Source organism: Streptomyces triculaminicus (genome assembly GCF_017349075.1).
GTDB classification, from domain to species: domain Bacteria; phylum Actinomycetota; class Actinomycetes; order Streptomycetales; family Streptomycetaceae; genus Streptomyces; species Streptomyces triculaminicus.
On record NZ_JAFMOF010000002.1, the window covers coordinates 24028 to 45868 of the forward strand.

A 21841-nucleotide genomic window follows, 5' to 3' on the forward strand; every position below is an offset into this window, starting at 1 on the left:
CCGCGACGGGCCCGGAAAACGAGGGCCGAACGGGCGGGGCGAGGCCATTGTCAGTGGTGGGCCGTACGGTGGTGTCATGCGGCCCGTATCGAAGATCGAACGCAAGGTGGCGCCTTTCGAGGTCGTCAGCTCCTACCAGCCCAGTGGTGACCAGCCGACGGCCATCGCCGATCTGGAGCGGCGCATCCGGGCGGGCGAGAAGGACGTCGTCCTGCTGGGTGCGACGGGTACCGGCAAATCGGCGACCACGGCGTGGATGATCGAGAAGCTGCAGCGGCCGACGCTCGTCATGGCGCCCAACAAGACCCTCGCGGCCCAGCTCGCCAACGAGTTCCGCGAGCTGCTGCCCAACAACGCCGTCGAGTACTTCGTCTCGTACTACGACTACTACCAGCCCGAGGCGTACGTCCCCCAGTCGGACACGTACATCGAGAAGGACTCCTCCATCAACGAGGAGGTCGAGCGGCTGCGCCACTCCGCCACCAACTCGCTGCTCACCCGGCGGGACGTGGTCGTGGTGGCGTCCGTCTCCTGCATCTACGGCCTGGGCACGCCCCAGGAGTACGTCGACCGCATGGTGCCGCTGAAGGTCGGTCAGGAGACCGACCGCGACGAACTGCTGCGCCGCTTCGTGGAGATCCAGTACACGCGCAACGACATGGCGTTCACCCGCGGCACGTTCCGGGTGCGCGGCGACACCATCGAGATCTTCCCGGTCTACGAGGAGCTGGCCGTCCGGATCGAGATGTTCGGCGACGAGATCGAGGCGCTCTCCACGCTCCACCCGCTCACCGGCGAGGTCATCTCCGAGGACCAGGAGCTGTACGTCTTCCCCGCCAGCCACTACATCGCCGGCGCGGAGCGGATGGAGAAGGCCATCGCGGGCATCGAGGCCGAGCTGGAGGAGACGCTCGCCCGCATGGAGAAGCAGGGCAAGCTCCTCGAGGCCCAGCGGCTGCGCATGCGCACCACCTACGACATCGAGATGATGCGCCAGGTCGGCTCCTGCTCGGGCATCGAGAACTACTCGCTGCACATGGACGACCGCGAGCCCGGCTCCCCGCCGAACACCCTGCTCGACTACTTCCCCGAGGACTTCCTCCTCGTCATCGACGAGTCGCACGTCACGGTCCCGCAGATCGGCGCGATGTACGAGGGCGACGCCTCCCGCAAGCGCACGCTGGTCGAGCACGGCTTCCGGCTCCCCTCGGCCATGGACAACCGCCCGCTGAAGTGGGAGGAGTTCACCGAGCGCATCGGGCAGACCGTCTACCTCTCCGCGACACCCGGGAAGTACGAGCTCTCGCGCGGCAAGGGCTTCGTGGAGCAGATCATCCGCCCCACCGGCCTGGTCGACCCGGAGGTCGTCGTCAAGCCGACCGAGGGCCAGATCGACGACCTGGTGCACGAGATCCGCACGCGCACCGAGCGGGACGAGCGTGTCCTGGTGACGACGCTGACCAAGAAGATGGCCGAGGACCTCACCGACTACTTCCTCGAGCTGGGCATCCAGGTGCGCTACCTGCACAGCGACGTCGACACCCTGCGCCGTGTAGAGCTGCTGCGCGAGCTGCGGGCCGGCGAGTTCGACGTGCTGGTGGGCATCAACCTGCTGCGCGAGGGCCTCGACCTGCCCGAGGTGTCGCTGGTGGCCATCCTCGACGCCGACAAGGAGGGCTTCCTGCGCTCCGGAACGTCCCTGATCCAGACCATCGGGCGCGCGGCGCGCAACGTCTCCGGCCAGGTGCACATGTACGCCGACAAGATCACCCCGGCGATGGAGAAGGCCATCGAGGAGACCAACCGCCGCCGCGAGAAGCAGATCGCCTACAACACGGAGCGGGGCATCGACCCCCAGCCGCTGCGCAAGAAGATCGGCGACATCGTCGCCACGCTCGCCCGCGAGGAGCTCGACACCCAGGAGCTCCTGGGCACGGGCTACCGCAAGGGCGACAAGGACAAGGACAAGGGCAAGGCCCCGGTGCCGGCCAAGGGCAAGACGCGCGGCAAGGCCAAGGCGGCTGCCGTGCCCACGGACCGCCCCGCGGCGGAACTGTCCCAGCTCATCGAGGACATGACCGACCGGATGCGGGCGGCCGCGGCGGAGCTGCAGTTCGAGGTCGCGGCCCGGCTGCGCGACGAGGTGGGCGAGCTGAAGAAGGAGCTGCGGCAGATGCGCGAGGCCGGCCTGGCCTGACGGTCGGTGACGCGCCGGGCGCACCGGGTGGGGTGGCGCGCCGGCGGCGGGGCGGGAGCATACGGAAGCCGTGGCGGGGCATGTTGCAAGACCGCCACAAAGCCCCCCTCGGGTGCGTACACCGCTCCCGCCTGTGCATAGGGTCGTTCAAGAAGACCGCGCGAACGGCGCGGTCACGGGGATGAACGAACGAGAGGGACGCGCGTGACGGTCAATTTGTCCAAGGGCCAGGGCATCAGCCTGCAGAAGGCCGATGGGGGCACCCTGACCGCGGTGCGGATGGGGCTGGGCTGGCAGGCGGCCCCTCGCCGCGGACTGTTCGGATCGCGCACGCGGGAGATCGACCTGGACGCGTCGGCGGTGCTCTTCGCCGACAAGCAGCCGGTCGACGTGGCCTTCTTCCAGCAGCTGGTCAGCAAGGACGGCTCGGTGCGCCACACGGGCGACAACCTGGTCGGCGGCGCGGGCCAGGGCGGCGACGACGAGGCGATCCTCGTCGACCTGCAGCGCGTCCCCGTGCACGTCAACAACATCGTCTTCACGGTGAACTCCTTCACCGGCCAGACCTTCGCCGAGGTGCAGAACGCCTTCTGCCGCCTGGTCGACGAGACCACCGGCCAGGAGCTCGCGCGCTACACCCTCGACGGCGGCGGCCAGTACACCGCGCAGATCATGGCGAAGGTGCACCGTGTGGGCAACGGCTGGCAGATGACGGCCATCGGCACCCCGGCCAACGGCCGGACCTTCCAGGACCTGCTGGCGGAGATCCAGACCGTCCTGTAATCCGTCCGGGCCGCCATGGGCGGCCCGACGAGCGGCGACAGGGCCCGGCGGAGCATCCGCCGGGCCCTCGGCACACAGCGAGCACGACACAACGAGGGGAAGCGGCGATGACGGCCGAGCTGGTGCGGGGGCAGAACCACCCGCTGTCCGGGACACGACTGGAGATCCGGGTCTCGGCGGGCCAACCGGTGATGGCGGGGGTGACGCTCGGCAACGCGGACGGCAGGGTTCCGGGCGATGAATGGGTCGCTCACCCCGCGTCGCCGAAGCTGCCGGGCCTGGAGGTGTCCCGGCAGGCCGCCGCCGAGCACCGGCTGGCGGTCGACCTCGACGCCCTCCCGGAGACCGCGCACCGGGTCAACGTCCTGCTCGCCCTGCCCTCCGGGACCGGTGGCCCGGACCGCTTCGGGGCGCTGGCCGCCCCCTTCCTCGCCGTCACCGGCACCGACGGCACGGAGATGGCCAACTACACCGTCACCGGACTGGACGCCGAGTCGGCGGTCGTCGCCCTGGAGCTCTACCGCAGGCAGGGCGCCTGGAAGGTACGGGCGGTCGGCCAGGGATACGCGGGCGGCCTGACCGCCATGCTGCACGACCAGGGGCTGCCCCGGGCCGCCGAGACGGCGGCCCGCATCGAGGAGGCGATCGCCCAGGGCGTGGCCCGCGCGGTCGCCGCGCCGCCCGCGCAGGTCGGCGGCGGTGCCGCGGACGGCCGGACGGCTGTCGGCGCGGCCGGCCACGACCCGGTGGTGCCGGCCGCTCCGGCGGGAGGTGGCGCCGCGGCGGGCGATGGCGGTCCGGCCGGAAGCGGGGGTTCCGTCCCGGAGCCGGGCGCGGCCTCCGTCGGCCCCGTCAGCTACCGCCATCCCGGACGCCGGACCTCGGCGCCGCCGGAGCCGGCGCCCGCCGCCCCGGCCGCGGAGCCGGGACAGCCGTACCAGCCGGTGGCGGGCGACGCCACAGGCTGGACCATGAACGAGCGGCTCTACAACCAGGTCTGGGGCATGTTCGAGGACCTGGCCCGCGCGACCGCCGCCTACCGCAGCGCGGTCGACTTCGCGGAGTCGCGCCTGGAGCAGGAGCTGGACCGGGTGCTGTCCGACCCGAGCACCCGGGTCGGCCCGGCCGCCGACGCCGCCCGTCAGGAGGCGCGGGCCCGCCAGGCGGAGCTGGTCGAGCAGGCGCGCGCCGCGCTCGACCGGGACCTCGACCGGCTCGTCGTGGAGGCCGAGGTCGTCGAGCACGCGCTGCCGCCCGCCTTCGCGCGCTGGGACAACCCGGTGTGGCAGGCCTACCAGGTCCCGCTGGAGACGCCGATGGCGCTGCGGCTGGGGGACCTGCACCTGCCCGAGCGCAGGGGCCTGCGCATCCCCATGCTGGTGCGGCTGCCGCTGGAGCGCGGACTGTGGATCGACAGCGGCCGCTCCGCGGGCGGCGCGGACGCGAGCCTGGTGGACGCCGCCGAACGGCGCCGGCTCGCCCTGGACTGCGCGGTCTCCCACGCCGCGCGGCTGCTGGCCGTCCACCCGGTCGGCGACTACTCGGTGCACGTCATCGACCCGGCGGGCGCGGCCGGCACGGCGCTGGCCCCGCTGCTGGAGCACGGGGCGCTGAAGGAACCGCCCATGGCGGGGGCCCGGGGCGTGTCGGAGGTGCTGGGGCGGCTGACGCAGCGCGTCGATCTGGTGCAGATGGCGGTCCGCAGCGGGGCCGTGGACTCGCTCCCGCCGGACCTCGACACCGCCGAGCAGCTGCTGATCGTCAACGACTTCCCGCACGGCTTCGACGACCGCTCCGTGACCCAGCTGCGCTACCTCGCGGACGAGGGGCCGTCGGTGGGCGTGCACCTGATGATGGTCGCCGACCGCGACGACGCCCGGGCGTACGGGCCGGTGCTGGATCCGCTGTGGCGTTCGCTGCTGCGCGTCACGCCGGTGCCCGACGACCACCTCGCCGACCCGTGGGTGGGGCACTCCTGGACGTACGAGCCGTCGCTGGCCCCGTCCGGCAGCGATGTGCTGCGGCAGGTGCTCCGGCGCGTCGGGCAGGCCCGGAAGGCGTATGGCATCTGACGAGCAACCGGTCCTGAGCTGGGGTTTTGGGTTTCTCTTTACTGTTCCTTGGTGTTTCCTGTACTGTTTTGGGAACTGCCGTACGCCCGTACGACGTACCGGAGGAACAGTGGACGTCTCCCTGACCCTGTGGACGCTGACCATCCTTGGTCTGTGTGCCCTCATCGCCGCCGACTTCTTCATCGGAGGCCGTAAGCCGCACGAGGTCTCCGTGAAGGAGGCGGGCGTGTGGACGGCGGTCTGGGTGGCCCTGGCCGGGCTCTTCGGGCTGGGGCTCTGGATATTCGGCGGCGGTGCTCCGGCCGGCGAGTTCTTCGCCGGCTTCATCACGGAGAAGTCGCTGAGCGTCGACAACCTCTTCGTCTTCGTCCTGATCATGGCGAAGTTCGCCGTCCCGCCGGTCTACCAGCAGCGGGTGCTCATGGTGGGCGTCCTGATCGCCCTGGTCCTGCGCGCCGTGTTCATCGGCGCCGGCGCCGCGATCATCGCCAACTTCTCCTGGGTCTTCTACCTCTTCGGCGCCTTCCTGATCTGGACCGCGTGGAAGCTCATCCAGGAGGCGCGGGCGGACGAGGACGAGGAGGAGTTCGAGGAGAACCGCTTCCTGAAGCTGGTCGAGCGGCGCTTCCCCTCCACCGACCGCTACCACGGCACGAAGCTGTTCATCACCGAGAACGACAAGCGGCTGGTGACCCCCATGCTGATCGTCATGCTGGCGATCGGCACCACCGATGTGCTCTTCGCGATGGACTCCATACCCGCGATCTTCGGCCTCACCCAGGACCCGTACATCGTCTTCACCGCCAACGCCTTCGCCCTCATGGGCCTGCGCCAGCTGTACTTCCTGATCGGCGGCCTGCTGAAGAAGCTGGTCCACCTCTCCTACGGCCTGTCGGTCATCCTCGGCTTCATCGGCGTCAAGCTCGTCCTGCACGCCCTGCACGAGAACGGCGTCGCCGTCCCCGAGATCAGCATCCCGGTCTCGCTCGGCGTCATCTGCGCGGTGCTGGCCGTCACGACCGTCACCAGCCTGCGGGCCTCGGCCCGGCAGGCGCGGGAGGAGGCCGCCGAGGCCGCCGTGGCGGCACCGGCGGCCGGGGAGGGCAAGGACGACCGGGCGAGCGCCCGCGTCTGACCCTCCCCTCCGGCGGACGCCCGCTCAGGCGGGGGCCGGGCCGGTGGCGGCGGCGGGGGTGCGGCGGGCGTGGGACGGGTCTCGGGCAGCAGCAGGAAGCAGGCCATGCTGAGCAGGGCGACGCCGGACAGATAGGCCGCGACGCCCCAGGGCGTCCCGTCGCCCCGGGCGGCGGCGGTGGCCACCAGGGGGGTGACGGCACCGCCCAGGATGCCCGCCAGGTTGTAGCCGACGGCCGAGCCCGTGCAGCGCACCCTGGCCTCGAACAGCTCGGGCAGGTAGGCGCCGATGGCGCCGAAGGCGGTGCCGAAGGCCAGCATGGCGACGACGAAGCCCAGCAGCATCAGGGCGGGGCGGCCGGACTGCAGGAGGCCGACCAGCGGGAACATCCACAGCGTGACGGCGGCGCAGCCGGCCAGGCACAGCGGGCGGCGGCCGTAGCGGTCGGAGAGGAGGGCGACCAGCGGGGTGGCCGCGCCGTTGACGGCGACCGCCGCCATGGCGCAGCCGAGCATGACGGTCCGGTCGACGCCGAGCCGTTCGGTGCCGTAGGCCAGCGACCAGGTGGTGACCGCGTAGAAGACGGCGTAGCCGAACGACAGCGCCCCGGCGGTGAGCAGGAGCAGCCGCCAGTGGTCGCGGACGACCTCGGCCAGGGGGAGCGTGGCGAGGGCGTCGCCGTCGGACAGTTCGCGGAAGTCGGGGGTCTCGGTGAGCCCGCTGCGCAGCAGCAGGCCCAGCGCGGCCAGGACGCCGGCCGCCCAGAACGGTACGCGCCAGCCCCAGGACAGGAACTGCGCCTCCGTCAGGGTGGCCGAGAGGGTCAGGGTGATGCTGTTGGCGAGCAGGAAGCCGAGGGCGGGGCCGATCTGGGGAAGCTCGCCCACAGGGCGCGGCGGTGGGCGGGGGCGTGCTCGGTGGTGAGCAGGACGGCGCCGCCCCATTCGCCGCCGACGCCCAGCCCCTGCAGGAAGCGCAGGAGGAGGAGCAGCATGGGCGCGGCGACGCCGATGTCGCGATAGGTGGGCACGAAGCCGACCGCGACGGTGGCGAGGCCGGTCAGCAGCAGGGAGGAGATGAGCACCGGGCGGCGGCCGAGGCGGTCGCCGATGTGGCCGAAGAGCATCGAGCCCAGGGGGCGGGCGATGAAGCCGACGCCGAAGGTGCCGAAGGCGGCGAGGGTGCCGACGAGGGGGGAGGTGCCGGGGAAGAACAGCCGGCCCAGGACGAGCGCGGCCGCGGTGCCGTAGGCGAAGAAGTCGTAGAACTCGATGGCGGTGCCGGCCATGGAGGCGGCCGCCAGGCGGAACATGGCCGGGGAGCGGTCACGATTCATGTACGGCCCAACTTCCGCCGGGAGGCCCGGGAAACGGGGGCGTTGGGCCGGAAGCGGGAGCGTGAAGGAGGCATCGGCGGGGGCGCGACGGAATCGCGCCGTCCGCCTGTCGTGCGGACGACGCGCTACCGGGGGCTCCCGCCCCGCGTCACCAGCCGCGCTCGCGCCACTCCGCGAGGTGGGGGCGCTCGGCGCCGAGCGTGGTGTCGTTGCCGTGGCCGGGGTAGACCCAGGTCTCGTCGGTGAGCTCACCGAAGATCTTGGTCTCGACGTCGTGGAGGAGGCTGGCGAAGGCCTTGGGGTCGTCGTGGGTGTTGCCCACGCCGCCGGGGAAGAGGCAGTCGCCGGTGAAGACATGCGCGTGGCCGTGCGGGTCGTCGTAGACCAGGGCGATGCTGCCCGGGGTGTGGCCCACGAGGTGGCGGGCCGTCAGCTCCACGCGGCCGACGCGGATGACGTCGCCGTCCTCGACGAGCACGTCGGTGGGCACGGGAATGCCCTCGGCGTCGAGCCGGCCGGCGTAGGTGCGGGCGCCGGTGGCGTCGACCACCTCGCGCAGCGCGCCCCAGTGGTCGGCGTGCTGATGGGTCGTGACCACCGAGGCGATACCGCTGTCGCCGATCAGCGAGAGCAGGGTGTGCGGCTCCGCGGCGGCGTCGATCAGCAACTGCTCGTCGGTCGCGCGGCAGCGCAGCAGATAGGCGTTGTTGTTCATCGGTCCGACCGCGACCTTGGAGATCATCAGATCGGCCAACTCGTGTACGTCCGCAGGTCCGCCGACCTCTACCGCTCCGCTGTACGTCATGGTGATCACCCTATAGCGCGGGCAGAACGGGCAGGGGAGCGCCACCCGTTTCCAGCCCCGTGCCGTCGCGCCGTCCGGCCAGCCAGCCGAGCAGCGCGGGCGCCGGGCCGGTGACCGTCAGCGGGTCGCCGTCCGCGCGGCCGGTGCGCCACCGCCGGCCGTCGGTGGCGGCCACCACGATCGCCGGCACGGCGGGGTTGTCCAGGAAGCGGTCGGCGAGGAACTCGATCTCGCCGGCGGTGAACGCGTCCGGCAGGTCCTCCAGCTCATAGCCGATGCCGAGGTCGACGTGGTGCAGCTCGACCTCCATGAGGCGGCGGAAGGGGATGCGGGCGGCCTTCTCGGTGACGCCGTTGCGCATGATGACGGTGCGGCTCCAGTCGGCGGGCGCGGTGGCCGTCCGTACGAAGCCCTCGGTGCTCTCGCGCAGGTCGGCGATCTGGGCGTCGAGGGGGCGGGGGGTGTCCCGCTCGATGTCGGCGTCGCGCTCCTCGGAGCTGGCGTACATGGGGCGCCCCTCCAGCACGTTCACCAGGGCGTCGGCGTTGCGGGAGAGGTGGGCGAGGACGTGACCGCGGGTCCAGCCGGGGAGCCGTGACGGCCCGGCGAGCGCGGCGTTGTCCAGTCCGGCGAGCGCGGAGAGCAGCCGGTCGGTCGCCTCCCGTACGGCGTTCAGGTCGTGCACATGATCACTCATGCGGCCGACGATAACTCCGCCACTCCTTCGAGTGAAGGAGTCGCCTCTCCGCCGTAAATCGAATATGCGTGCTATAGGCTCGTGAGTGGCATCGCTTACGACATCCAGGTGGCCCGTGGTTGTCAGACGCCCCCCGTACTCTGGATCGAGGGGCCGCGGCCCACCCCCGCACCGCTCTCCAGAGCCGACTCTCACGAAAGGTGCCGACCCGCGTGGCTGACCGTCTCATCGTCCGTGGCGCTCGCGAGCACAATCTCAAGAACGTCTCGCTCGACCTCCCGCGTGACTCCCTCATCGTCTTCACCGGGCTCTCGGGGTCGGGCAAGTCGTCGCTCGCGTTCGACACGATCTTCGCCGAGGGGCAGCGCCGCTACGTTGAGTCGCTCTCCTCCTACGCACGGCAGTTCCTCGGGCAGATGGACAAGCCCGATGTGGACTTCATCGAGGGCCTGTCCCCGGCCGTCTCCATCGACCAGAAGTCGACCTCGCGCAACCCGCGCTCCACGGTCGGCACCATCACCGAGGTCTACGACTACCTCCGCCTGCTCTTCGCCCGGATCGGCAAGCCGCACTGCCCCGAGTGCGCGCGGCCCATCTCCCGCCAGTCGCCGCAGGCCATCGTGGACCGGGTGCTGGAGCTGCCGGAGGGCAGCCGCTTCCAGGTGCTCTCCCCGCTGGTGCGCGAGCGCAAGGGCGAGTTCGTCGATCTCTTCGCCGACCTCCAGACCAAGGGCTACAGCCGCGCCCGGGTCGACGGCGAGACCATCCAGCTCACCGACCCGCCGAAGCTGAAGAAGCAGGAGAAGCACACCATCGAGGTGGTCGTCGACCGCCTCACCGTCAAGGAGAGCGCCAAGCGCCGGCTGACCGACTCCGTCGAGACGGCGCTGGGCCTGTCCGGCGGCATGGTGATCCTCGACTTCGTCGACCTCCCCGAGGACGACCCAGAGCGTGAGCGGATGTTCTCCGAGCACCTCTACTGCCCGTACGACGACCTGTCCTTCGAGGAGCTCGAGCCGCGCTCGTTCTCCTTCAACTCCCCCTTCGGCGCCTGCCCCGACTGCACCGGCATCGGCACGCGCATGGAGGTGGACCCCGAGCTGATCGTCCCGGACGAGGACAAGTCCCTCGACGAGGGCGCGATCAGCCCCTGGTCGCACGGCCACACCAAGGACTACTTCAGCCGCCTGGTCGGGGCGCTCGCCGACGCGCTGGGCTTCCGTACGGACATCCCCTGGGCCGGGCTGCCCCAGCGGGCCAAGAAGGCCCTGCTCAACGGCCACAAGACGCAGATCGAGGTGCGCTACCGCAACCGCTACGGACGCGAGCGCGCGTACACCACCGCCTTCGAGGGCGCGGTGCCGTTCGTCAAGCGGCGCCACTCCGAGGCCGAGAGCGACTCCAGCCGTGAGCGCTTCGAGGGCTACATGCGCGAGGTGCACTGCCCGACCTGTGAGGGCACGCGCCTGAAGCCGATCGTCCTCGCGGTCACCGTGCAGGGCCGTTCCATCGCGGAGGTCTCCGCGATGTCGATCAGCGACTGCGCCGACTTCCTGCGCGACATGAAGCTCACCGGCCGCGAGAAGAAGATCGCCGAGCGGGTGCTGAAGGAGGTCAACGAACGGCTGCGGTTCCTGGTCGACGTCGGCCTGGACTACCTCTCGCTCAACCGCGCGGCCGGCACGCTCTCCGGCGGCGAGGCCCAGCGCATCCGCCTGGCCACGCAGATCGGTTCCGGCCTGGTGGGCGTGCTGTACGTCCTCGACGAGCCCTCCATCGGCCTGCACCAGCGCGACAACCACCGTCTCATCGAGACCCTCGTCCGCCTGCGCGACATGGGCAACACCCTCATCGTCGTCGAGCACGACGAGGACACGATCAAGGTCGCCGACTGGGTCGTCGACATCGGCCCCGGCGCCGGCGAGCACGGCGGCAAGGTCGTCCACAGCGGTCCCCTCAAGGAGCTGCTGAGCAGTGAGGCCTCGATGACCGGGCAGTACCTGTCCGGCAAGCGGTCCATCGCCACGCCGGACGTACGCCGCCCCGTGGACCCCACGCGCCGGCTGACCGTGCGCGGCGCCCGGGAGAACAACCTGCGCGATATCGACGTCTCCTTCCCGCTCGGGGTGCTCACCGCCGTCACGGGCGTCTCGGGTTCGGGCAAGTCGACGCTGGTCAACGACATCCTCTACACCCACCTGGCGCGCGAGCTCAACGCCGCGCGGGCGGTGCCCGGCCGGCACACGCGCGTGGACGGCGACGAGCTGGTCGACAAGGTCGTGCACGTCGACCAGTCGCCCATCGGCCGTACGCCGCGCTCCAACCCGGCCACGTACACCGGCGTCTTCGACCACGTCCGCAAGCTCTTCGCCGAGACGATGGAGGCGAAGGTCCGGGGTTACCTGCCCGGCCGCTTCTCCTTCAACGTCAAGGGCGGCCGCTGCGAGAACTGCTCCGGCGACGGCACCATCAAGATCGAGATGAACTTCCTGCCGGACGTGTACGTGCCGTGCGAGGTCTGCCACGGTGCGCGCTACAACCGGGAGACCCTGGAGGTCCACTACAAGGGCAAGTCCATCGCCGAGGTGCTGGACATGCCGATCGAGGAGGCGCTCGCCTTCTTCGAGGCCGTGCCGACGATCGCACGCCACCTGCGCACGCTCCACGAGGTGGGCCTGGGCTACGTCCGGCTCGGACAGTCCGCGCCGACCCTCTCCGGCGGCGAGGCGCAGCGGGTGAAGCTCGCGAGCGAGCTGCAGAAGCGGTCCACCGGACGCACGGTCTACGTCCTCGACGAGCCGACGACCGGCCTGCACTTCGAGGACATCAGCAAGCTGATCACCGTGCTGTCGGGGCTGGTCGACAAGGGCAACACCGTGATCGTCATCGAGCACAACCTCGATGTGATCAAGACCGCCGACTGGGTCGTCGACATGGGCCCCGAGGGCGGCTCGGGCGGTGGCCTCGTGGTCGCCGAGGGCACGCCGGAGGAGGTCGCGTCGGTTCCGGCCAGCCACACCGGCAAGTTCCTGCGGGACATCCTGGGCGAGCGCGTCAGCGACGCGCCGTCGGTGCCGGCGACGCGGAAGGCGGCCAAGAAGGCGCCGGCGAAGAAGGCCGCGGCCAAGAAGACCGCCGCCAAGAAGACGACGGCGGCGCGGGCGCCCCGGGCGTAGCGGGGACTCCCGGGTCCGGGGCGTAGCGGGGACCCGGCGTCCCGGCCCGTCCTGACCCGGGATCCAGGCCCGTCCGGCTCGGGTCCCGGCCCGGCTCGGATCCGGGCCCGTCCGGCTACGACGGCGCCAGCTCCGCCGCGTACGGCGGTTCCGCGCCGGTCCGGGCGCAGGTCAGGGCCGCCGCGCGGGCGGCGAAGGACAGGATGGCGGTCCAGGCCGCCGCGTCCAGGTCGGCGAGCCCGGCGGGGGAGAGCGCGCCCGCCGCCGCCAGGCGGTGCAGCAGCGCCGCGTTCACGGTGTCGCCCGCGCCGATGGTGTCCCTCACCTCGACCCGCTCGGCCGGGACGGCGTACGTACGGCCGTCGCGGGTGTGGACGGACATCCCCTCGCCGCCCCGGGTGACCACGACCGCTTCCGGGCCCCGGGCCGCCCAGTCGGCGGGGGAGCCGCCCAGCCACTCGGCGTCCTCGGCGGACAGCTTCAGCAGGCGCACGTCCGGCAGCCAGGAGCGGAAGCGCTCGCGGTAGGCGGCGGCGTCCGGGATGACGCCGGGCCGGACGTTGGGGTCGAGCAGGATGAAGACCCCGCGCCGGGCCTCCCGCCGCAGCAGCGCCTCGTAGGCGCTCGCGCCGGGCTCCAGGGCCAGCGAGCACGTCCCCAGGCACAGGGCGAGCGTCTCGTCCGGCAGCGGGCCCGGCAGCGCGAAGAGACGGTCCGCCGTGCCGCCCGCATAGAAGCCGTAGCCCGCCGAGCCGTCCGCTCCGACGGCCGCCACCGCGAGCGTCGTCGGCTCCGGGCCGCGCTGGACGAGCGAGAGGTCCACGCCCGCGGCCCGAAGCCCGTCCAGCAGCGCCTCCCCGAAGCCGTCCGTGGACACGCGGGAGCAGAAGGCGGCCGGCGTGCCCAGCCGCCCCAGCGCCACGGCGGTGTTGTACGGGCCGCCGCCGCGCCGGGGCAGCAGCGCCGGCAGGCCGTCGTCGCCTCCGGGGCCGCCGGGGACGAGATCGATCAGCGCTTCACCGGCTACGACGATCACTGGGGGGAGTCCTCTCGGGTCGGCGGAGCGAATGCTCCCGGTATTGTCACCACGTCGTGCCATCGCGTCCCGGCGCCGCGTCCCGTCGCACCGGGGCCGCCCGGATGCCCGTCTCCCCGTTGGAGCCCGCCATGTCCTCCCCCGCTGTTCCGGCCGTTCCCTCGGCGTCTCGCCGCACCGTGCTGCGCGGCGCCGCCCTGGCCGGGGCCGCCGGGCTGTGCGCGAGCGCCTGCACCGGCGGCAAGGAGGGCGGCTCGGCCACGCCCACGGCTCCGGTCGACCTCGGGGCCAAGGGCGAGGTCCCGGTCGGCGGGGCCCGGCTCTACCGCGAGCAGAAGCTGGTCGTCGCACAGACCGCCGAGGGGGAGTACAAGGCGTTCAGCGCCGTGTGCACCCACGCCGGCTGCGTGGTCGACAAGGTTGAGGACGGCAAGGTCACGTGCCCCTGCCACGGCAGCGTGTTCGACGCCGCCACCGGCAAGGTCCTCCAGGGCCCGGCCGGCGCCCCGCTGCCGTCCGTGCCCGTCAAGGCCGACGGCGGAAAGCTGATCGCCGGCCCCGCGGCCTGACCCGCCCGGGTAGACGCGTCGAAGGGCGGTCGGCGGCACGCTCAGCACCAGTCCCACGCGATACCCAGGATGCCCGGCCGTACCCCCTGTTCCACCAGGTGCACGCCCCGGTGCCGCCCCGACAGGGTCAGCTCCTGCTGCCCGTGCCGGGGCGCGCCCGCCGCGCTCTGGGCGAAGCGGCGGCAGCGCACGGGCAGGGCGTCGTCGTCGAAGCGGACCTGCAGCACGTACTGCCCGCCCGCGAAGCTGAAGCCCCGGACGTACTCGCCGCTGACGCCGCCCGTGCCGTCGTCGAAGCCGTAGCCGAAGACGTATGTCTCGCCGGTGCGCAGCCGGGTGTCGAAGAGCAGCTCGGCCACCAGCACCCCGGACGCCGTGTGCCACCGCACGCGCCCCACCCGGCAGTTCTCTCCCGCCCGTACGGTCACCCGCCCCGGATCGCAGCCGGGGTCGCCGTGGTGGATGGCCACATAGCGGTCCACCCCGTCGCGGTGCGCCCGCACCACGTGGTGGGAGGAGCGCTCGCGCATCTCCCGGCGGGGGCCGATGAAGACCCGCTCGAGCTGGCAGACGGTGTGCAGCCCGCCGTCGGCCGGCGACTCCAGCTCGCCCAGCAGCCGTTCCACGGCACCCGCCTCCTCGACCAGGGTGCGGTACGAGCGGGCGGCCGGGCGGTCCGGGCGGGGAGGGACCGGCGCGTCGGAGAGTAACCGGGTCAGGGCCTGCGCGGGCAGGTCGAGCACCTCCTCCAGCATCCGCACCGCCCGCAGGGACTCCGCCCGCCGGGGCCGCCGGACGCCCTGCTGCCAGTAACTCAGGCTCGTCACCCCGACCTTGACCCCGCGTTGCGCCAGCCGATGCTGGACCCGGTGCAGGGCCAGCCCGCGCGCCGTAAGGGCCGTGCGCAGGGCCAGGTGGAAGGGGCCCGTGCGCAGCGCCCGGGCCAGTTCGGCCTCGGCAGCGCCGATGCTGCTGCGTGCCATCCGCTCGCTCCTTGCGTGAATGTGAATATTCACGAACGGTGGTCGGGGCCCCGGTGACCAGGTGTGCCGCATTCCTCTTGGACGGGCACCGCTTGTTCACATCCGATTCGATCCGTTCACAGCGTGCTCTCACGCCGTATTGAAGCTGGTTGACCAGTCCTCGACAACACCCGATGCTCCTCACACGCGTCCGGACGCGCTCCTCCACCACAACCCCCCAACGGCGAGGAACGCGAAAATGACCCGTGCTCCGGCATCGGCACATACTGGAAAGACCCGCATACGCGGCAGACGGCTGTCCCTCGCGGCACTTGTCGCCTCCGTCCTGCTCTCCGTCCCCACCACGGCGAGCGCGACCACCGGCGAACAGGCGCCCCTGCGTGCGGCCAAGAGGCTCGACATCACCATGCAGGCCCAGCAGAAGAACAATTGGTGCTGGGCCGCGTCCGGAAACACCATCGCGACCTGGTTCGGCCGCAATTACAGCCAGAACCAGTTCTGCAATGCCGCCTTCAACCGCCAGCAGGGCACCACGTGCCCCAACAACCAGGCCACGCTCGGCAATGTGCAGAACGCTCTCGACTGGGCCGGCATCAACGCCGGTTCGTATGTGAGCGGCTGGCTGCGCTACCCCACCGTGCAGAGTGAAATCAACGCGGGCCGCCCGGTCGAGACCCGCATCCAGTGGTCCTCCGGCGGCGGCCATATGCACGTCCTCTACGGGTACGACGACGCGGACAGCATGGTCTACTGGGGCGATCCATGGCCCTCCAGCAACCGCTACAACTGGGCGTCGCACAGCTGGTACGTCAACAACGACCAGTTCTCCTGGACCCACTCGCTCTACCGGATCGGAGCGTGAGGGCGATGACCGACCGCAGGCCCCTCCACTCCCGCCGCGACGCCTCCCGCGCGGCCGCCGCGGGCGCCCTCACCCTCGCCCTGCTCGGCCTCGCGCCCCTCGCGCACGCCGCCCCGCCCCCGGCGGCCCCGCGCCCCCGCCGGCCGCGGGCGTCGCCGCCGCGCACGAGGCGGCCTCCGCCCCCTCGACGCTCGAGACGCTCTCCCGCTTCTTCGCCCGCGACGGCGCCGTCGCCAGGAGTGCGGCCCACCCGCGGATCGAGGGCGCCACGGTGCCCGTCTACACCCTCTCGCCGGCGTTCGTGGCGGGCGGCCACGACGCCGCGATCGCGCAGCTCGACTTCCTCGCCAGCGCGGCGGTCTCGGCCGACGGCCAGAAGGCCTCGGTGTGGACCGTGCGCACCAAGGACGCCTGGAAGGTGGTCAACATCGCCACCGGCGACGACGAGACGCGCTACGCAGCCGAGGGCGCCCACCGGCTCACCGGCGGCACCGTCTTCCGCGAGCCCCAGATCAACGCCTGGTACGTGCAGCGCGGCGACCGGGTGCTCCCGCTCGACGAGGACGCGGTCCGTGCGATCGGGGACAAGGGCACCACCGTCGACGCCTACCGCGACCGGGTGCGGAAGGCCTACGGCGACAAGCTGCCGGGTTCGGCCTACGCGAAGAAGGGCATGGCCGGCGGCTTCGGCGAGAACGCCGCGGCGGCCGGGTCCGGTGCGGCGGGCTCCGGCGCGGACCGGCCGGCGACCGCGGCGCCGGAGGGCGACGGCGGCCCGCCGGTCACGGCCACCGCCGCGAAGGCCGCGGGCGCGGCCGCCCTGGGCCTGGGCCTGTCGGTCGTGGCCGCCCGCAGGCTCCGGCGGCGCTGACCTCCGAGGGCGCCCTCCGGACCCGGGACCACGGGCCCGGAGGGCGCCCTCGCCCCGTCCCGCGCCCGGCTGGGCGATGGTGTTGTCACTGCCCGCAAGTAGGGTGTGTGACATGGCCGACCCCAGCAGCTACCGACCCAAGCCGGGACAGATCCCCGACTCGCCGGGGGTCTACAGATTCCGGGACGAGCACGGCCGCGTGATCTACGTCGGGAAGGCGAAGAGCCTGCGCCAGCGGCTCTCCTCGTACTTCCAGGACCTCGCCGGCCTGCACCCGCGCACCCGCACCATGGTCACCACGGCCGCCTCCGTGGAGTGGACCGTGGTCTCCACCGAGGTCGAGGCCCTGCAGCTGGAGTACTCCTGGATCAAGGAGTACGACCCGCGCTTCAACGTGAAGTACCGCGACGACAAGAGCTACCCCTCGCTCGCCGTCACGCTGAACGAGGAATTCCCCCGCGTCCAGGTCATGCGCGGCCCCAAGAAGAAGGGCGTGCGCTACTTCGGCCCGTACGCCCACGCCTGGGCCATCCGCGAGACCGTCGACCTGATGCTGCGCGTCTTTCCCGTACGGACCTGCTCGGCCGGGGTGTTCAAGCGCTCCGCCCAGATCGGCCGGCCCTGCCTGCTGGGGTACATCGGCAAGTGCTCCGCGCCCTGCGTCGGCCGCGTCAGCGCCGAGGAGCACCGCGAACTGGCCGAAGAGTTCTGCGACTTCATGGCCGGCCGTACCGGTGCGTACATCCGGCGTTTGGAACAGCGGATGCAGGATGCGGCCGAGGAGATGGAATACGAGAAGGCCGCCCGGCTGCGCGACGACATAGAGGCGCTCCGGCGCGCCATGGAGAAGAACGCCGTCGTGCTCGCCGACGCCACCGACGCCGACCTGATCGCGGTCGCCGAGGACGAACTCGAAGCCGCCGTGCAGATCTTCCACGTCCGCGGCGGCCGGGTGCGCGGCCAGCGCGGCTGGGTCACCGACAAGGTCGAGGCGGTCGACACCGCCGGCCTCGTCGAGCACGCCCTGCAGCAGCTCTACGGCGAGGAGAGCGGCGACGCGGTCCCCAAGGAGGTCCTGGTCCCGGCCCTGCCGGAGCCCGTGGAGCCCGTCGCCCAGTGGCTGGGCGAGCGCCGCGGCGCCCGCGTCGACCTGCGGATCCCCCAGCGCGGCGACAAGAAGGACCTGATGGCGACGGTCCAGCGCAACGCCCAGCAGGCCCTCGTCCTGCACAAGACCAAGCGCGCCTCCGACCTGACCACCCGCTCCCGCGCCCTGGAGGAGATCGCCGAGGCGCTCGGCCTGGACTCCGCGCCGCTGCGCGTGGAGTGCTTCGACATCTCCCACCTGCAGGGGCAGGACGTGGTGGCGTCCATGGTCGTCTTCGAGGACGGCCTGGCCCGCAAGAGCGAGTACCGCCGCTTCCAGATCAAGGGCTTCGAGGGGCAGGACGACGTCCGCTCCATGCACGAGGTCGTCTCCCGGCGCTTCCGCCGCTATCTGCGGGAGAAGATGAAGACGGGGGAGTGGGCCGAGGAGGCCCCCGGCGGCGAGATCGAGGATCCGCTGCCGGAGGACGACGGAAAGCCCAAGCGCTTCGCCTACCCCCCGCAGCTCGTGGTCGTCGACGGCGGTCAGCCGCAGGTCGCCGCCGCCCAGCGGGCCCTGGACGAGCTCGGGATCACCGACGTGGCCGTCTGCGGCCTCGCCAAGCGGCTGGAGGAGGTCTGGCTGCCCGGCGAGGACGACCCCGTGGTCCTGCCGCGCACCAGCGAGGGCCTCTACCTCCTGCAGCGCGTCCGCGACGAGGCGCACCGCTTCGCCATCTCCTACCAGCGCAGCAAGCGGACCAAGACCCTGCGCGCGGGCCCGCTGGACGCGGTCCCGGGCCTCGGCGAGACCCGCAGGCAGGCGCTGCTCAAGCACTTCGGCTCGCTCAAGCGGCTGCGGGCCGCCACGGTCGAGCAGATCTGCGAGACGCCCGGCATCGGCCGCAAGACCGCCGAGACGATCGCCGCGGCGCTGGCCGGGGCGGCGCCGCCCGCGCCGGCTGTCAACATGGCCACGGGCGAGATCATGGACGACGCGGAGGAATGATGGACCTGGCCGGACAGGACCCGGGCCCGCGGAAGCCGCAGTATGGAAGACGGGACGGCGCCCGTGGCGCCGTCGGCAGAACGGGGGAACGCACATGAACGAGACCGATCGGGACGGAGCACAGGTGAGTACGGGCACGACGGCGGATGCGGCCGGTGAGACGGCGGGTATCCCCGAGCTGGTGATCATCTCGGGCATGTCGGGGGCGGGGCGCAGCACCGCCGCCAAGTGTCTGGAGGACCTCGGCTGGTTCGTCGTGGACAACCTGCCGCCCGCGCTGATCCCCACCATGGTGGACCTCGGCGCCCGCTCCCAGGGCAACGTGGCCCGCATCGCGGTGGTCGTGGACGTCCGCGGCCGGCGCTTCTTCGACAACCTGCGCGAGTCCCTGGCCGACCTGGAGGCCAAGAAGGTCAAGCGGCGGGTGATCTTCCTCGAGGCGTCCGACGACGCCCTGGTGCGCCGCTTCGAGTCGGTGCGCCGCCCGCACCCGCTCCAGGGCTCGGGCCGCATCGTCGACGGCATCGCCGCCGAGCGTGACCTGCTGCGCGAGCTGCGCGGCGACGCGGACCTGGTCATCGACACCTCCAGCCTCAACGTCCACGAGCTGCGCGCCAAGATGGACGCCCAGTTCGCCGGCGAGGAGGAACCCGAGCTGCGGGCCACCGTGATGTCCTTCGGCTACAAGTACGGCCTGCCCGTCGACGCCGACCTCGTCGTGGACTGCCGCTTCCTGCCCAACCCGCACTGGGTGCCGGAGCTGCGCCCCTTCACGGGCCTGAACGAGGAGGTCTCGGGCTACGTCTTCAACCAGCCCGGCGCCAAGGAGTTCCTCGACCGCTACACCGAGCTCCTCCAGCTGATCGCCGCCGGCTACCGCCGCGAGGGCAAGCGCTACGTGACGATCGCGGTCGGCTGCACCGGCGGCAAGCACCGCTCCGTCGCCATGTCCGAGAAGCTCGCCCACCGCCTGGTCTCGGAGGGCGTCGAGACCGTCGTCGTCCACCGGGACATGGGGCGCGAGTGACCGGCCGCACCTTCAGGATGCGCCGCGTCCGCAAGCTGGTGCCCGGCCGGGCGCGCGGCGGCGAGCGCGGTGCGGGCCGTGGCGCGCAGCCCAAGGTCGTCGCCCTCGGCGGCGGCCACGGGTTGTCCGCCTCGCTCGCGGCGCTGCGCCGGATCACCGGCGACCTGACGGCGGTCGTGACCGTCGCCGACGACGGCGGCTCCAGCGGCCGGCTGCGCGACGAGCTGGGTGTGCTGCCGCCCGGCGACCTCCGCAAGGCGCTGGCGGCGCTGTGCGGCGACGACGAATGGGGGCAGACCTGGGCCCGGGTGATCAAGCACCGCTTCGAGAGCCGGGGCGACCTGCACGGCCACGCCGTCGGCAATCTGCTGATCGTCGCCCTCTGGGAGCAGCTGGGCGACCATGTGCAGGCCCTGGACCTGGTCGGCAAGCTGCTCGGCGCGCACGGCCGGGTGCTGCCCATGTCGGCGGTCCCGCTCGAGCTGCAGGCGCTGGTGCGGGGCCACGACCCGGCCGCCCCCGACGCCGTCAGCACGGTGTGCGGCCAGGCCACCGTGGCGCTCACCCCGGGCGAGGTGCAGTCCGTGCACGTCGTCCCGGAGGACCCGCCGGCGGTGCCCGAGGCCGTGGAGGCGGTGCTCGACGCGGACTGGGTGGTGCTCGGGCCCGGCTCGTGGTTCTCCTCCGTCATCCCGCACCTGCTCGTGCCCGAGCTCCTGCAGGCCCTGCAGGAGACCAAGGCCCGCCGGGTGCTGTCGTTGAACCTCGCCCCGCAGCCCGGGGAAACCGATGGCTTCTCCCCGCAGCGTCATTTGGAGGTTTTGGCCCGACACGCCCCTAAACTCGCCCTGGACGTGGTGCTGGCCGACGAGGCCGCCGTGCCCGACCGGCAGAGCCTCACCGACGCCGCCAAGCGGCTGGGGGCCACGGTCGAGCTGGCGCCGGTCGCCTCGCCCGACGGCTGCCCGACGCACGATCCGGAGCTGTTGGCCGCCGCGTACGACCGTATTTTTCGGATGCATGGAAGGATCGGCCCATGGCGATGACGGCAGCGGTGAAGGACGAAATCTCCCGGCTCCCCGTCACCCGGACCTGCTGCCGGAAAGCGGAGGTCTCGGCGATCCTGCGCTTCGCGGGCGGTCTGCACCTGGTCAGCGGGCGCATCGTGATCGAGGCGGAGCTGGACACCGGGATCGCCGCCCGGCGACTGCGCAAGGACATCCTGGAGATCTTCGGTCACGCCTCCGACCTGGTGGTGATGGCCCCCGGCGGGCTGCGCCGCGGCAGCCGGTACGTGGTGCGGGTGGTGGCGGGCGGTGACCAGCTGGCGCGCCAGACCGGCCTGGTCGACGGCCGCGGCCGGCCGATCCGCGGGCTGCCCCCGCAGGTCGTCTCGGGTGCCACCTGTGACGCGGAGGCCGCCTGGCGGGGCGCCTTCCTGGCCCACGGCTCGCTCACCGAGCCCGGCCGGTCCTCCTCCCTCGAGGTCACCTGCCCCGGCCCGGAGGCGGCGCTGGCGCTGGTCGGCGCGGCCCGTCGGCTGCAGATCGCGGCCAAGGCCCGGGAGGTGCGCGGAGTGGACCGGGTGGTCGTCCGGGACGGTGACGCGATCGGCGCGCTGTTGACGCGGCTCGGTGCCCATGAGTCCGTGCTGGCCTGGGAGGAGCGGCGGATGCGCCGCGAGGTCCGGGCGACCGCCAACCGCCTGGCCAACTTCGACGACGCCAACCTGCGCCGCTCGGCCCGGGCCGCCGTCGCGGCGGGCGCGCGCGTCCAGCGGGCGCTGGAGATCCTCGGCGAGGAGGTTCCCGAGCACCTCGCGGCCGCCGGCCGGCTGCGCATGGAGCACAAGCAGGCCTCCCTGGAGGAGCTGGGCGCCCTCGCGGAGCCGCCGCTGACCAAGGACGCCGTCGCGGGCCGGATCCGCCGCCTGCTGGCCATGGCCGACAAGCGGGCCCAGGACCTGGGCATCCCCGGCACGGAGTCCAACCTCTCCGACCTCTCGGACCTGTCCGAGGAGATGGCCGAGGGCATGGTCGGCTGACCCGCCGTTCCTGCGTCTCCCGCGCCCCCGTCACCCGCCCAGGGTGGCGGGGGCGTCGCGCTGTGCGGGCCCGTCGCGCCGCTCAGGCCCGGCGCGAAAGGCGCCGTTGACATGATCATGATGCGTTACCAGGCTGGCGCCCACGTACTCACG

The 21841-nt window shown here is 72.2% G+C and carries 16 protein-coding genes and 1 pseudogene; 12 read left to right on the top strand and 5 right to left on the bottom strand.

What is annotated here, in order from left to right; all coding sequences use genetic code 11:
• The first annotated feature begins 76 nt into the window (after positions 1-76).
• The 4 genes from uvrB to J1792_RS10135 all read left to right on the top strand — a co-directional run bounded on the left by uvrB (position 77) and on the right by J1792_RS10135 (position 6187).
• Positions 77-2197, top strand: coding sequence for an excinuclease ABC subunit UvrB (gene uvrB, locus J1792_RS10120; RefSeq protein WP_086573323.1), 2121 nt, complete (start codon positions 77-79; stop codon positions 2195-2197).
• A 204-nt stretch (positions 2198-2401) separates the two neighbouring features.
• A complete protein-coding gene (locus J1792_RS10125; RefSeq protein ID WP_086573324.1) occupies positions 2402-2980 on the top strand; it encodes a TerD family protein in 579 nt (192 codons plus the stop codon).
• Between the two features lie 107 nt (positions 2981-3087).
• Positions 3088-5052 carry a TerD family protein gene (locus J1792_RS10130; protein ID WP_207247139.1) on the top strand — a complete coding sequence of 655 codons (1965 nt, stop codon included), beginning with the start codon at positions 3088-3090 and terminating at the stop codon, positions 5050-5052.
• A 109-nt stretch (positions 5053-5161) separates the two neighbouring features.
• Positions 5162-6187 (top strand): TerC family protein, encoded by a 1026-nt coding sequence (locus J1792_RS10135; RefSeq protein WP_207247140.1) that lies wholly within the window; start codon positions 5162-5164, stop codon positions 6185-6187.
• A gap of 47 nt (positions 6188-6234) precedes the next feature.
• On the opposite strand, the pseudogene J1792_RS10140 reads toward J1792_RS10135, so the two are convergent.
• The 3 genes and pseudogenes from J1792_RS10140 to J1792_RS10150 form a co-directional block, all read right to left on the bottom strand.
• Positions 6235-7499 (bottom strand): annotated as a pseudogene (locus tag J1792_RS10140) (MFS transporter); the annotation flags it as partial.
• 172 nt (positions 7500-7671) lie between these two features.
• On the bottom strand, positions 7672-8328 hold the full coding sequence (locus tag J1792_RS10145; RefSeq protein ID WP_086569365.1) for an MBL fold metallo-hydrolase: 657 nt from the start codon (positions 8326-8328) through the stop codon (positions 7672-7674).
• 10 nt (positions 8329-8338) lie between these two features.
• Positions 8339-9025 (bottom strand): maleylpyruvate isomerase family mycothiol-dependent enzyme, encoded by a 687-nt coding sequence (locus tag J1792_RS10150; RefSeq protein WP_086569353.1) that lies wholly within the window; start codon positions 9023-9025, stop codon positions 8339-8341.
• Positions 9026-9237: 212 nt separating this feature from the next.
• On the opposite strand from J1792_RS10150, the gene uvrA reads away from it, so the two are divergent.
• A complete protein-coding gene (uvrA, locus tag J1792_RS10155; RefSeq protein ID WP_086569355.1) occupies positions 9238-12201 on the top strand; it encodes an excinuclease ABC subunit UvrA in 2964 nt (987 codons plus the stop codon).
• Positions 12202-12316: 115 nt separating this feature from the next.
• Here uvrA and J1792_RS10160 read toward each other — a convergent pair whose 3' ends face one another.
• A complete protein-coding gene (locus tag J1792_RS10160) occupies positions 12317-13237 on the bottom strand; it encodes a carbohydrate kinase family protein (protein WP_207247141.1) in 921 nt (306 codons plus the stop codon).
• A 131-nt stretch (positions 13238-13368) separates the two neighbouring features.
• Between J1792_RS10160 and J1792_RS10165 the strand changes: the two genes are divergently transcribed.
• A complete protein-coding gene (locus J1792_RS10165) occupies positions 13369-13806 on the top strand; it encodes a Rieske (2Fe-2S) protein (RefSeq protein WP_086569359.1) in 438 nt (145 codons plus the stop codon).
• A gap of 41 nt (positions 13807-13847) precedes the next feature.
• Here the strand turns inward: J1792_RS10165 and J1792_RS10170 are convergent, their stop codons facing one another.
• Complete coding sequence (locus J1792_RS10170; protein ID WP_086569361.1) at positions 13848-14789, bottom strand: hypothetical protein; 942 nt, start codon at positions 14787-14789, stop codon at positions 13848-13850.
• Positions 14790-15027: 238 nt separating this feature from the next.
• Here J1792_RS10170 and J1792_RS10175 point away from each other — a divergent pair, with 238 nt between their 5' ends.
• From J1792_RS10175 to whiA, 6 genes are all read left to right on the top strand, one after another.
• Positions 15028-15651, top strand: coding sequence for a papain-like cysteine protease family protein (locus tag J1792_RS10175; RefSeq protein ID WP_086569363.1), 624 nt, complete (start codon positions 15028-15030; stop codon positions 15649-15651).
• 271 nt (positions 15652-15922) lie between these two features.
• Positions 15923-16522 (top strand): hypothetical protein, encoded by a 600-nt coding sequence (locus tag J1792_RS10180; protein WP_372446094.1) that lies wholly within the window; start codon positions 15923-15925, stop codon positions 16520-16522.
• Between the two features lie 112 nt (positions 16523-16634).
• Positions 16635-18617 carry an excinuclease ABC subunit UvrC gene (uvrC, locus tag J1792_RS10185; RefSeq protein ID WP_086569493.1) on the top strand — a complete coding sequence of 661 codons (1983 nt, stop codon included), beginning with the start codon at positions 16635-16637 and terminating at the stop codon, positions 18615-18617.
• Positions 18618-18711: 94 nt separating this feature from the next.
• A complete protein-coding gene (rapZ, locus tag J1792_RS10190; protein WP_179198874.1) occupies positions 18712-19644 on the top strand; it encodes an RNase adapter RapZ in 933 nt (310 codons plus the stop codon).
• Complete coding sequence (locus J1792_RS10195; protein WP_086569491.1) at positions 19641-20690, top strand: gluconeogenesis factor YvcK family protein; 1050 nt, start codon at positions 19641-19643, stop codon at positions 20688-20690. Before rapZ ends, J1792_RS10195 begins: the two co-directional genes overlap by 4 nt.
• Positions 20681-21688, top strand: coding sequence for a DNA-binding protein WhiA (gene whiA / locus J1792_RS10200; RefSeq protein ID WP_086569489.1), 1008 nt, complete (start codon positions 20681-20683; stop codon positions 21686-21688). Before J1792_RS10195 ends, whiA begins: the two co-directional genes overlap by 10 nt.
• The last annotated feature ends 153 nt before the right edge of the window (positions 21689-21841 follow it).

Bases quoted from the DNA above. Each gene is read 5' to 3' on its own strand.
- J1792_RS10175 (WP_086569363.1), top strand. From the start codon at position 15,028: ATGACCCGTGCTCCGGCATCGGCACATACTGGAAAGACCCGCATACGC.
- J1792_RS10165 (WP_086569359.1), top strand. From the start codon at position 13,369: ATGTCCTCCCCCGCTGTTCCGGCCGTTCCCTCGGCGTCTCGCCGCACC.
- J1792_RS10145 (WP_086569365.1), bottom strand. From the start codon at position 8,328: ATGACGTACAGCGGAGCGGTAGAGGTCGGCGGACCTGCGGACGTACAC.
- rapZ (WP_179198874.1), top strand. From the start codon at position 18,712: ATGAACGAGACCGATCGGGACGGAGCACAGGTGAGTACGGGCACGACG.
- whiA (WP_086569489.1), top strand. From the start codon at position 20,681: ATGGCGATGACGGCAGCGGTGAAGGACGAAATCTCCCGGCTCCCCGTC.
- J1792_RS10150 (WP_086569353.1), bottom strand. From the start codon at position 9,025: ATGAGTGATCATGTGCACGACCTGAACGCCGTACGGGAGGCGACCGAC.
- J1792_RS10170 (WP_086569361.1), bottom strand. From the start codon at position 14,789: ATGGCACGCAGCAGCATCGGCGCTGCCGAGGCCGAACTGGCCCGGGCG.
- J1792_RS10130 (WP_207247139.1), top strand. From the start codon at position 3,088: ATGACGGCCGAGCTGGTGCGGGGGCAGAACCACCCGCTGTCCGGGACA.
- uvrB (WP_086573323.1), top strand. From the start codon at position 77: ATGCGGCCCGTATCGAAGATCGAACGCAAGGTGGCGCCTTTCGAGGTC.
- uvrC (WP_086569493.1), top strand. From the start codon at position 16,635: ATGGCCGACCCCAGCAGCTACCGACCCAAGCCGGGACAGATCCCCGAC.